This is a genomic window from Marvinbryantia sp. (assembly GCF_047017445.1).
Taxonomy (GTDB): Bacteria; Bacillota; Clostridia; order Lachnospirales; family Lachnospiraceae; genus Marvinbryantia.
Genome location: NZ_JBKXTT010000022.1, coordinates 21,393 through 33,572, shown reverse-complemented (window position 1 = coordinate 33,572; position 12,180 = coordinate 21,393). Strand labels below are relative to the sequence as shown.

At 50.4% G+C, this 12,180-nt stretch carries 11 protein-coding genes; 9 read left to right on the top strand and 2 right to left on the bottom strand.

Going from position 1 to position 12,180, the window contains the following annotated elements; all coding sequences use genetic code 11:
• Positions 1-9 precede the first annotated feature (9 nt).
• From ACLU9Q_RS18245 to spoIVB, 3 genes are all read left to right on the top strand, one after another.
• Entirely contained in the window at positions 10-459 is a 450-nt protein-coding gene (locus tag ACLU9Q_RS18245) for an arginine repressor (protein WP_296834668.1), read from the top strand.
• Positions 460-496: 37 nt separating this feature from the next.
• Entirely contained in the window at positions 497-2,176 is a 1,680-nt protein-coding gene (gene recN, locus ACLU9Q_RS18240) for a DNA repair protein RecN (RefSeq protein WP_412625788.1), read from the top strand.
• 155 nt (positions 2,177-2,331) lie between these two features.
• Positions 2,332-3,582: a SpoIVB peptidase gene (gene spoIVB, locus ACLU9Q_RS18235; protein WP_412625810.1), complete on the top strand. Its 1,251-nt coding sequence runs from the start codon at positions 2,332-2,334 to the stop codon at positions 3,580-3,582.
• A 249-nt stretch (positions 3,583-3,831) separates the two neighbouring features.
• On the opposite strand, the gene ACLU9Q_RS18230 is transcribed toward spoIVB, so the two are convergent.
• The gene (locus tag ACLU9Q_RS18230) at positions 3,832-4,845 is read right to left on the bottom strand and encodes a LacI family DNA-binding transcriptional regulator (RefSeq protein WP_296834663.1); all 1,014 of its coding nucleotides are present in this window, start codon (positions 4,843-4,845) and stop codon (positions 3,832-3,834) included.
• 413 nt (positions 4,846-5,258) lie between these two features.
• Here ACLU9Q_RS18230 and ACLU9Q_RS18225 point away from each other — a divergent pair, with 413 nt between their 5' ends.
• From ACLU9Q_RS18225 to ACLU9Q_RS18200, 6 genes are all read left to right on the top strand, one after another.
• Positions 5,259-6,644 (top strand): ABC transporter substrate-binding protein, encoded by a 1,386-nt coding sequence (locus tag ACLU9Q_RS18225; protein WP_412625786.1) that lies wholly within the window; start codon positions 5,259-5,261, stop codon positions 6,642-6,644.
• Between the two features lie 184 nt (positions 6,645-6,828).
• Positions 6,829-7,614 carry a carbohydrate ABC transporter permease gene (locus ACLU9Q_RS18220; RefSeq protein ID WP_412625784.1) on the top strand — a complete coding sequence of 262 codons (786 nt, stop codon included), beginning with the start codon at positions 6,829-6,831 and terminating at the stop codon, positions 7,612-7,614.
• Positions 7,615-7,617: 3 nt separating this feature from the next.
• Complete coding sequence (locus ACLU9Q_RS18215; RefSeq protein WP_412625782.1) at positions 7,618-8,445, top strand: carbohydrate ABC transporter permease; 828 nt, start codon at positions 7,618-7,620, stop codon at positions 8,443-8,445.
• 60 nt (positions 8,446-8,505) lie between these two features.
• A complete protein-coding gene (locus tag ACLU9Q_RS18210; RefSeq protein WP_412625780.1) occupies positions 8,506-9,426 on the top strand; it encodes a dihydrodipicolinate synthase family protein in 921 nt (306 codons plus the stop codon).
• Positions 9,427-9,486: 60 nt separating this feature from the next.
• A complete protein-coding gene (locus tag ACLU9Q_RS18205) occupies positions 9,487-10,404 on the top strand; it encodes an aldo/keto reductase (RefSeq protein ID WP_412625778.1) in 918 nt (305 codons plus the stop codon).
• 46 nt (positions 10,405-10,450) lie between these two features.
• Complete coding sequence (locus tag ACLU9Q_RS18200; RefSeq protein WP_412625776.1) at positions 10,451-11,365, top strand: dihydrodipicolinate synthase family protein; 915 nt, start codon at positions 10,451-10,453, stop codon at positions 11,363-11,365.
• A gap of 179 nt (positions 11,366-11,544) precedes the next feature.
• Here the strand turns inward: ACLU9Q_RS18200 and ACLU9Q_RS18195 are convergent, their stop codons facing one another.
• Entirely contained in the window at positions 11,545-12,135 is a 591-nt protein-coding gene (locus tag ACLU9Q_RS18195) for an alpha/beta fold hydrolase (RefSeq protein ID WP_412625775.1), read from the bottom strand.
• Between the last annotated feature and the right edge of the window lie 45 nt (positions 12,136-12,180).

Below are 12,180 nucleotides of genomic sequence, written 5' to 3'. Positions count from 1 at the left end.
GAGGAAGACATGAAGATAGAAAGACATGCAAAAATAGTGGAGCTAATCAATCGTTTTGATATCGACACGCAGGAGGAGCTGGCGGATCGGCTGAATGAGGCGGGATTTCGCGTGACGCAGGCGACCGTTTCCAGGGATATCCGGGAGCTGAAGCTGACAAAAATATCTGTGGGGAATCGCCAGAAATATGCTGTGATGGATACATACAGCAGCGCGCTTGATGAAAAATATCTGCGTGTACTGCGGGACGGTTTCCTCTCAATGGATATGGCGCAGAATATTCTTGTTGTGCGCACGGTTTCCGGGATGGCAATGGCGGTGGCGGCGGCGTTGGATGCGATGCACTGGCAGGAGATCGCCGGCTGCATTGCCGGGGACGACACGATCATGTGCGCGATCCGCAGCGCGGACGATACGCTGCTGGTGATGGATAAGATCCGCAAAATACTGGAGGTTTAGATTTCTTCCTGCCGGGAGAGAAAAGACGGGTATTTGTATGTTATTGAATTTACATGTAAAAAATATGGCGTTGATCCGCGAGCTTGAGATGGATTTTGGCAAGGGGCTAAATATTCTTACCGGAGAGACGGGCGCCGGAAAATCGATCCTGATCGGCTCGATCAACGTGGCGCTTGGAATGCAGAGCTTTAAGGGCTTTGCGCGCGAGGGCGCGGACACGGCGCTGGTGGAGCTGGTGTTTTCGGTGGAGGATGATGCTCTGCGCAGAAAAATAGAGGCGTTGGAGCTGTCCGTGGAGGATGGCCAGGTGATTCTAAGCCGCAGGCTGTCCGGCACGCGCAGCATCAGCAAGGTGAACGGAGAGACGGTGCCGCTTTCCGTGGTGAGGGAGCTGGCGTCACTTTTGATTGATATTCATGGACAGCACGAGCATCAGTCGCTGCTCTATAAGAAAAATCATCTGCGCATTCTTGACGAGTTTGCAAGGGAGGAGCTTGGCGCTTATAAAGAAAAAAACGCGGAGCTTTACGCACAGTATGCCGCGCTGAAAAAGCAGATGGAATCCTCCGTGCTCGATGAGGCGGCGCGCAAAAAAGAAGCGGATTTCCTGCAGTTTGAGGTGGAGGAAATTGAGAACGCCGGACTGCGTGCGGGAGAGGATGAAGAGGTCGAGGCACAGTATCGCAAAATGGCAAATGCCAGACGCATTGCCGAGGATGCGGCCGAGGCTTACCGTCTCACCTGCGAAGGGCCGGGAAATGCCGGAGATAGTGTTTCAAGCGCGCTTGCCCGTCTCCTTTACGTAAGCGGTTATGACAGAGAAGTGGAGGAGCTTGCCGGGCAGCTAAGCGAGATTGAGAGTCTGCTCTCGGACTTTAATCGCAGCCTTTCTTCTTATTTGGACGATCTCACCTTCGACGAGGGCGAATTTGCACAGTTGGAGAGTCGATTAGATGAGATCAATCGTTTAAAGACAAAATATGGCAATACGATCGAGGAAATTCTGGCATATAAAGAAGAAAAAGAGCAGCGCTTGCAGAAATTGGCGGATTATGATACATATCTTGCAAATTTAGAGAAACAATATAGGCAGAGTGAAGAAAGACTTCGGGAAAACTCCGAAAAAATGTCGGAGATCCGCAGCCGCTATGCGAAAAAGCTTTCGCAGATGATACAGGCGGAGCTGATCGATCTGAATTTTCTGGAAACGAATTTTGAGACGGAGGTCTCGCAGACCGGGACGCTCTCTGCGGAGGGAATGGACGAGGTGTGCTTCTTGATTTCCATGAATCCCGGATCGCCGCTGCGTCCGCTTGGCGATGTGGCTTCCGGCGGCGAGCTTTCTAGGATCATGCTTGCGATCAAGACAGTGCTGGCGGAGAAGGACGACATGCCCTCACTGATTTTTGACGAGATCGACGTCGGCATCAGCGGAAGGACCGCGCAGAAGGTTTCAGAAAAAATGGCGGTCATTGCCGCAAATCATCAGGTGCTGTGCATCACGCATCTGGCGCAGATCGCGTCGATGGCGGACAACCATTTCCTGATCGAAAAGTCGGTGCAGAACCAGTCCACCGAGACAACCATCCGCGAATTAAACCGCGACGAGAGCATCAAAGAGCTTGCGCGCATTCTCGGCGGCGCCCGGATTACCGATCTGACGCTGCAGAGCGCAAGAGAGATGAAGGAAATGGCAGAGTCAGCAAAAAAATACTAGAGTACATTTTTTCGAATACTCGCATACTAGAAGAGGATACCGCTACGGTATCCTTTTGTAGTTGCCAGGCATATAGGTTTGGTCCGGCGGGCTGCTTGCGACAGCTATGATGCCAAAATGGCGGATCAGGTTTGTATGCTGGTATCCGAAAGGATGTGAGTATTTTGGAAAAAAAGCGGAAGGGCAGGTATCTTTTTACGCTTTTGGCTCTTCTTATAATGATGGCGCTGCTAAAGTGGTATCTGCTGATGCAGGAAATCCCCGATTATCTGCAGGTGCCCTCGGACAGCAGCCGGGAAAAGGTGCTTGGCGACGCGCTGCCGGAATGGATGCAGGAAACGGTGAAGGAGGCTGCCGGACGGCAGGCATCTGATATCCCGCAGGAGAATCTTCATATATCCTCGCCCGATTCCTATGTTGTGGAGTGCAGTCTGCTTGGCGTTTTGCCGGTAAAAGATGTGCAGGTGGAGGTAGTGGAGCGGCAGCAGTTAATTCCGGGCGGAATGCCGGTGGGAATCTACATGAAGACAGAGGGCGTGCTGATTGTGGGAACCGGCGAGGTCTGCGATATGAACGGGCAGACGTGTGAGCCAGGCAGCGAAATCGTACATTCCGGTGATTATATTCTTGCCGTCAACGATGTGCCTGTCTCGGAAAAAGAAGAGGTGGTCAGCCAGATGAACCAGGCGGTCGGCGGGGAGGTGAAGCTGACGGTCCTGCGCAAGGGAGAGCGCACCGAGCTGCAGGTGCCTGTGGTGCAGACCGGGCTTTCCGAATACAAAGCCGGTATCTGGATCCGCGATGATACCCAGGGAATCGGTACGCTGACCTATCTGGATGAAAATGGGAGTTTCGGCGCGCTCGGTCACGGCATCAGCGATATTGACACCAGCACACTGCTCAACCTGCAGTCCGGCACGCTCTACAATACCGATATCCGTGCTGTCATTAAAGGCGAAAACGGCGTGCCGGGCGAGCTTTCCGGAATCATCCGCTACTCCGGCGACGAAATCCTTGGCACCATCGAGGAAAACACCGGCATCGGGATTTTCGGCAGCATCACGGCGGATATAAGCGAGCTTTCCGGCAGTGACGCCCTCGACATCGCCTACAAGCAGGAAGTAGAGGAAGGTCCGGCAACGCTTCTCAGCGCTGTGGACGGGGAAGTGAAAGAATACGACATCTCCATTGAAAAAATCAACCTCAACAGCAGCGACGCCAACAAAAGCATGGTCATCCGCGTCACCGATGAGGAGCTGTTGGAAATAACCGGAGGAATCGTGCAGGGAATGTCAGGCTCACCGATCCTGCAAAACGGAAGGATCGTCGGCGCAGTAACACATGTATTCGTCAACGACCCCACCAAAGGGTATGGAATATTTATCGAAAACATGCTGGAGCATTGAGTCCGGGCAGAAATCGGAAAGGATAAATTTGCGTGAGCTTGCTCACGGGCGGATTTGTCCTTTTTGATTTATATCCGGCGAAAGCCGGACATCGAGAAGAAGCGAAGCTTTTTCGAGATGCTGCCCGGACGTAGCCGGTGAAACATGGCGAAAGCCGAACACCGAGAAGAAGCGAAGCGTTATGTAAAAAGGTCAGAGGGCAGCATGATAAAACGTGCTGCCCTGCAGTCTGTAATGGACAGAAAAGCATCAGGTGGATTCCCGGATGATTAGTTTTGGCGTTACGGTGATGGTCCGGGCGAAAAATTCTCCGTCGGAATTCTGATTATTTACAATGATTCCCACCGCCTCCCTTGCCAGCTCTGATAAGGGGGAGCGCACGGAGGTAAGCGGAATCGTGGAATAGGATGCCAGAAAATCATCGTATCCGACCACGGCGGTCTCCTCCGGAACCCGGATTTGTTTTTTATACAAAAACTGCATGGTGGTGATAGCATAAACATCGGACCAGCAGACGATGCCATCCGGGATAAAGCTGCTCTGATAAATCTTTTCCAGGGCATCGGCGCAGGCTTCCCGCTGCATCGATTCACAGATACGTATCTCATATCCGAAGTCCGGCTCAGGACATTCCTTCACTGCAGTCTGAAATCCTACAAGTCTGTCATTCTCAACGCTGCCGTCTATGGACTTTGTCAGATACAGCAGCCTTTTTCTGCCGCTTTCTATCAGATATTTTGTAGCCATGTAAACACCCTGCATGGTATCGATGTAAACGCCGTTCAGCTCGGCGCACACGGCGCGCTCGGTGATGACCACAGGAACGCCGCAGTTTGCAAGAAAGAGTTTATTTGACTGCGTAAGAGACAGGTCCTTAAAATCGGAGATAATGATACCGCAGACCTGCTCGGAGAGGGCGATCCGTATAATGTCGGAAAGATTTTCATTGTCGGGCTGTCTGGCAATGTACATCGTATAATATCCCATTTTGCCGGCGGCAATCGATAAAGCATGGGAAAGTCTTGGAAGATAAGTATGCTCTATGCCGGCAGAGCCTCCGATAACGGCGATGATTCTGCGCTTTTTATCGCAGGAGGGTTCTGTTTTCTGCTTTGTCTGATAGCCCAGATAATGAACCGCCTCGTCTATCTTTTGGGCATTCGCCTCTGAGACATATCCATTAGAGTGAATCCATCTGGAAACAGTTGCAACGGATACGCCCGCTTTTGCAGCGACATCTTTGATGGTAGCTTTCTTTTTCATAGAAGGTCTCCCTGTTTAAATTAGAATAACGTGCTTCAAATGTGATGTATATGGTGTAATTATATCACATTATTTACGGAAAGAAAATAGAAAAAGTATTGAAAAGTGAAAATATTTCATATGAAACCGCAGGAATGTCGCTTTTAAATATGTAATATTACATATAAGAATTTCACAAAAACAATCAGATGTTTTCGTGAAATTGTGATAATTGACAAATGAAAGAGAAAGATATATTATTAACATAGCAACTGACACAACAAAGAGCTTTATAACAATTCGAAAAATTACACAAACAATTACATAAATATGTAAAAAATATGTAATTGTTAGAAAGGGGAATGGAAAAGAACATCGTGTAACTGTATCAATAATTTCACACAACAAATCATTTTAAATGGGAGGAAAAAGAATTGAAAAAGAAGATTATCAGCAGTATTTTATGTGCAGGAATGGCAGCGGGATTGCTGGCGGGCTACGGAAATATCAGCGCAGAAGCAGCGGAACTGGATGAAAATGAGGAGATTACACTCCGGCTGATGGGTCCTGGACTTCTGGGTTCCCAGGGAGAATCGGGCGCACTGGATATGGTGACCGGTCTGGAGACTCCGGGATACAATGTGATCATCGACAGATGGGAAGAGCTTCATCCAAATGTAAAACTGGAAATCGAAAATGCGCCCTGGGACAGCTGGCAGTCAGCAGTGCAGGCGGCGGTGCTCAGCGGTGAGGTGGACGTCGTTCTGCACGGCGCTACGCTGACGGCTCTGGTGGAGCCTCTGGATGAATATCTGGCGGCGGACCCGGAGTATGCGGACAGCATTTATACAACGGAGACCAGAAGAACCACGGACATCAACGACCTGACGGTACCGACGACGACCGGTATTCCGTATACGCTCAGCCCGATGCTCTGCTATCTGGATAAGGACATCTTTGAGCATTACGGCGTAGACCTTCCGGATGAAAACTGGACCTGGTCGGATATGCTCTCTCTGGCAGAGCAGATGACCGGCACGGACCCGGTGACCGGCGAGCAGACCTACGGGGTCCAGATTGACAGCATGGACAGCGCAAACAATGCCTTCTTTACGTTCCAGATGATAGCCAGCGCATATGACGCCCAGGTATTTACCTACGGAAAGACGGTGGAGGAGAGCGCCGTTGATTATACAAGCGATAAGGCTCTTTCGGTATTCCAGATGATTAAGGATCTGGGAGAATACTGCAGTCCCGCTGTCCGGGAGGGTGTAAACATTGCTTATCAGCTCACGGAGGACAATGACACGGCGATCCGCTACAGCCAGGATGTTTTCAAGCACTTTAATGAGGCACAGGTAGGCGGAGTGGAAGATAAATTCGTTTTCATGTCCATGCCGGTGATTGAAGAGGGAGAGCACGCAGGAAGTCCCTCCAGCTTCAAGGGCTGCAACAACATGGCTATCTGCAAAACAAGCGAACACAAAGACTGGGCGTGGGAATTTATCAAATTTATGACCACAGACCCCGTGGCGGTACAGTGGGTGATTGACTGCGGACAGATTCCGAATGTGCCGGAGGGACTGGATACCGTGCGTGAAATCATGGGCGATAAAGCGGACGCCATCAGCAGAACGCTGGAGGCTATGCCGAATGAATTCAGCAACTCTACCACCGCGTACTACAACAACATCAGCTTTGGACCGGTTACTGCCACACTGGGTTCCGTGACGCTGGACCTTGTTAAGGGAACGATATCTGCGGAGGATGCGGCGCAGACCATGCAGAATACAGTGGAAGAGTTTTTGGCTGTGAAATAATATCCGGCAGGCTGGCAGATAAACATTTGATGCAGTAAAGGAGAAAACGGATGAAAAAGAAACTTAGTGTGAGGGAATTAAAAAAACAGCTTAGATGGTATCCCTTCCTTATTGTCAGTGTCATCGCTTTGATACTGTTTGTATATCTGCCAATGGGAAAACGATTCAATACAGTCTGTATGATGTGTCGATAGTCGGGTATGGAGAGAAATTCGTCGGGCTCAGGAATTACCGTACAATTTTCGGGCAGTCGCAGTTTATAAGAGCCATCGTCAATACATTTGTACTGGCGTTCCTGGGACTTCTGACGATACCGCTTGGGTTTTTTCTGGCGGTGCTGATTAACAGTCTGGGCAAAGGAAAGCTGCAGAGCTTTTTTAGGATTGGATTTTATCTTCCCAATATTATTACCGGCGTCAGCGTCATTCTGATGTTTTCCGTAGTGCTGCAGGGAAACGGCGGTCTGCTCAATACCTTCCTGTCGGCGATTCTGGGAAAAGAGGTTACCATCGGATGGCTGTCTGATGCCAGATACTCCAAGATTGGAGCGACGATACTGTGGTGCTGGTCCAACACGGGTTATTCTATGCTGATTAATCTGGCGAGTCTTCAGTCGATTCCGGGAGAGCTGTATGAGGCGGCAACCGTCGACGGGGCAACGCCCTGGAAAACGATCCGGTACATCGTAATGCCGCTGATGAGAAACTGCTTTACGTTTCTGCTTGTAACGGGCGTTATCAATGGTCTGTCCCGTTTCACGGACCTTTACATAGTGGGACAGAACAGCGCAGCCGGCATTCCGAGCGGCACGCTGCAGACCATATTGATGTATATATACCAGTTCAGCTTTGATGTTCCGCAGTTCGGGCTGTCTTCTGCGGGTTCCATAGTGCTGTTTCTGCTGGTGTTCGTGTTTACCATGATTAATGTGAAAATGACCGGATTTTTGAATGATGAAGAGGAGGGCTGAGGGATGCGCAGAAAAAATATAAGAAAAATTGTGATAGTTATCGTTCTGCTGGTACTCCTGGGAATTATCCTGACGCCGCTCTGGTGGGCAGTCGTTCTTTCCTTCGACCGTGAGGCGACCACGGCGCTTCCGGCTTTCTCGTGGCTTCCGCATGAGTTTACGACCTTTAACTACGAGGCGGCGGCAAAGCTGATAGATTTACCGCGGTATTATATGAATACTCTTTTTCTGACGGTGGTGAATACCGTGATATCCGTGTTCTTTGCCCTGTGCTGCGGCTTTGCGTTTGCAAAAGGCAAATTTCCGGGAAAGAAATTTTTGTATATCTTCATGCTTGCGGTGATGATGGTTCCCTTTGAGTCGAGAATGGTTACGCTTTATATCCAGTATCGGGACTGGGGATTGCTGAATACTTACTGGCCGCTGATTCTTGGACAGTTTGCCTACGTTTACGGTGTATTTTTTGCGAGACAGAACATTGCCACGATTCCGAATGCTCTGATTGAATCGGTTTATCTGGACGGCGGCGGTGTGTGGAGAGTGTTTTTCAGCATTATTCTGCCGCTTTCCAAGCCGGTAATTGCAACGCTGAGTATTTTGCAGGTCATAGCCCACTGGAATTCCTATCTCTGGCCGCTGGTGGTCATAAGGGATTCATCGAAACAGGTCATATCCGTCGGTGTTGCGCTGTTTAACTCGACACAGAGCAGCGTATACTACGGACCGAGAATGGCGGTAGCCGTACTGAGCGCCATCCCGCTGACAATCGTATTTCTGTTCCTGCAGAAATATATCGTGGAGAGCGTGGCGGTATCGGGTGTTAAGCAGTAAAAAATAAAGAGAATATGTTTACCGGCGGAGGCGGCTGCTTCCGCCAGAGAGGAGAAAACGATGAGTTTGATTAAAGGAGTGCTTCCCGCGTTGATGACGCCCCTTGATAAGAATGGAAATGTGAAAACGGAACTGGCGCCTGCAATGCTTGATTTTTATAAAGAGCAGGGCGCAGATGGTCTGTATATGCTGGGATGGACGGGAGAAGGCGCCTATCTGTCGAAGGAGAAGCGTATGCAGTGGACGGAAGCGGTTCTGAAAGCGTCAGATGGAACGCTGCCCATTTTTGTCCATGTGGGATATAATCAGAATCTTGATGATTCCATCGAGCTTGCGGCTCACGCGGCAGAGCGCGGCGCTTATGCCGTATCTTCGGTGGGAATTTCCAGAGAAGCGTCTCTGCAGGATAATATTGATTATTTTTGCAGAATTTCAGAGGCGGCTCCGGATACGCCTTTTTTTATCTACTGGGTGGACAACGGCAGGACGCTGACGGGAGATAAGCCCATTTCCCCGGTGGAATTTCTGGAAGCCATGAAGGCAGTTCCAACGTTTTGGGGCATTAAGTTTACCGATACCAACTTTTACATACTGGAGAGGTTTAAAAAACATGCGCCGGAGCTGAATATCCTGACAGGAGCGGACGAGCTGGCTTACTGCTCGAAGCAGATGGGGGCGGACGGCAATATCGGCGCTCTTCAGGCAGTCACCTGTTATCATTATAAGGAGATGATGCGCTGCCTGGAAAACGGGGATTACGCAAAAGCAAGAGAGCTGCAGTACCGGGCGAATGAGGTATCGGAAGCTTACGCAGATGAACGGATTGGAAATATGCCGGGGATTAAGCTGCTGATGAAGGAAATATACGGAATAGACGCAGGATATTGTTCCCCGTCGGGACCCTTTGCCGGACATGAGATTGCAAAAAAGGACGCGGAGTATCTGATGGAAGTATTCCGGAAAAACATACTGGTAAAATAACGGCGGGGAATCCTGTTTTCTGCTGGATTGCAGGCTGTAGAAAGGGACGGGTAAAAAGGCATGAAATATATAAACATCAATGAACAGGAAACCAGGGCGTCCCAGGTGGTTCTGGGATGTATGCGGATCGCGGATATGAGCGCAGGAGAGCTGGATGCGCTCGTCGGGGCTTCGCTGGAGGCGGGGATCAACACCTTCGACCATGCGGATATTTATGGCGGAGGGATGTCGGAAACCAGATTTGGTGAGCTGCTGGCGGGGCAGTCTGGGCTGCGGGAAAAAATGTTTATTCAGTCAAAGTGCGGTATCCGCGAGGGCTTCTACGATTTTTCCGCAGAGCACATTCTGAAATCGGTGGACGGTATCCTGCAGAGGCTTCACACGGATCACCTGAATCTGCTGATTCTGCATAGACCGGATGTGCTTATGGATACGGACGAGGTGGCTGAGGCATTTGAGAAGCTGGAGGCGTCGGGCAAGGTGCTGGATTTTGGTGTCAGCAATATGAATCCCATGCAGATAGAGCTGCTGCAGCGCTGCACAAAGAAGCATCTGTGTGTAAACCAGCTTCAGCTCAGCGCTGCCTATACAAAGATGATTGATGAGGCGGTCAACGTAAACATGACGTCGGAGTGCGCTGCCATGAGTACGGGCAGCGTCATGGACTACTGCCGGCTGCGGGGGATAGCGATCCAGAGCTGGTCCTCTCTTCAGTACGGATTTTTCGAGGGCAGCTTTCTGGGAAGCAGTAAATATCCCGGGCTGAATGAACAGCTTGGACGGCTGGGCGAAAAGTATGGGGTCTCTGCGGGAGCAATAGCGATTGCTTGGATACTGAGATGCCCGGCGGTAAAACAGGCTGTGATAGGAACCACAAAGCCTTCGCGTGTTGCGGAGCTGGCGGCTGCCGCCACAGTGACGCTTGACAGAGCAGAGTGGTATCAGATATATACAAGCGCGGGAAATCAGCTGCCGTAAGGTGCGGCTCGCAAAGAGACATCCTGAATGTGAGGAGAGAGGAAAAGTGAAAAAGCTTTATGGGGTCGTTGCGCCCATCATTACACCGGTAAAGGAGAATGGAGAGATAGATTACGCTTCTTTGAAAAATCTGTCTCTGAATCTGATCGAAAGAGGCTGTGACGGTCTTTATGTATGCGGCACTACCGGCGGAGTGGCATATTTTGATAAAGAAGAGCGGAAACGTATTCTGGAGACGGTCTGGGAGGCTGCAAAAGGGAAAGCCCTGGTGTACGCCCAGACAGGCGGAACTATTCTGCGGGATACGCTGGAGCTGACGCGGCACGCGCTGGAGTTGGGCGTGGATGGTCTTGGGCTTCTGACGCCGACGTATTTTAAACTGAGGGACGAGGAGCTGGAAAATTATTATACGACAGTAGCAAAATCCGTGCCTGCGGACGTACCCATCTATCTCTATGCGATTCCGGACTTTGCGGGCAACGATTTGTCGCTGCCTCTGGTGACAAAGCTTGCCGAAAAGTGTGAGAATATCGTCGGCATCAAGTACAGCTCTGGCGACTATGAGCGCATCTGCCGGTTTAAGCAGATCCGGGACGGAAAGTTTTCCGTGCTGGTGTCCAGTCCTGCGGTGGCGCACTCCGCTTTCAGCATCGGCTGTGACGGAATCATTTCCGGTGCATGTATCCTTTTTACGGAAGAGGTTAAGGCACTGTATAATGCGTACCGGGACGGCGATGTGGAAAAGGTGGTCCGTCTGCAGCGCGATATGTACAGATGGCTGGCACATTCGTGGCCGGATGAAATGGCAAAATGTACCGCATTCGCCTGCCATGAAGGGGTGATTTCCACGGACGCCATGAGGGCTCCGCTGATGCAGTTAAACCGGGAAGAGAAGGAAAGCTTCCTGAAGGTTATGGAGGAGTATAAGAACAATCTTTCGGAAGGTTATGGAAGAGTATAAGAACAATCTTTCTGCATGATATAGCAGAGAAAAACCGGAATCAGAGCCCGTTATCCGGGGCTGGTTCCGGTTTTTTATATCAAAAATTTTACTAAATTATTCAGAAGGTTTTACCTGTTCCGTTGCCTGGTCCTGTGCTCATGATATTCCCTGCCGTGATGGTGGGAGCCTCCCTGAGACTATTCTTCGGCAAGAACAGCGGCAATGGCATCCGGCGCGCATTGATTGAGCTCGTGCCCTGCACCGGGGATGATGTGCAGCTTTGCCTGCGGCAGAAGTTTTTCAAGCTGCCTGGAGGCTTTCAGATTGGCATGGTCCTTTTCGCCGCACAGAAGCGTTACCGGGCATTTGATTTTATGCAGTCCGCGGCTGAAATCAAGGGAGCGCATGGAGCGGGACAGGCTGATAACGTCCTGTTTCGCCATACCCATATCCGCGAACGACTTCTGCGGCATACAGCGGAACAGGAGGTTCTGAAAATCAATAAGAAGCGTGGGAACCTTATACTGTACGCCGATTAAAACGAGGGAAGATATCTGGCTGCCATGCCGTATGGCATAGTCCAGCGCAAGCAGCGCACCCAGAGAAAGACCGCATATGCGGAAGGACTCTTTTTCATTTCTGTAGCGCTTTTCCAGCCCGGCTAATATACCGGAATAAGAAATGTTTCCTTTTGAAAGTGAAAAAAGCTCCGGGCAGTCTGCATCCGGCAGCGTAGTTCTGGAAATGACAGCCTGCCAGTCGCGGGCGGTCTGTCCTAAACCATGCAAAAAACGGTTTTCATTTCTATATCAGCTTCTCCTTTCTTCTGTGCG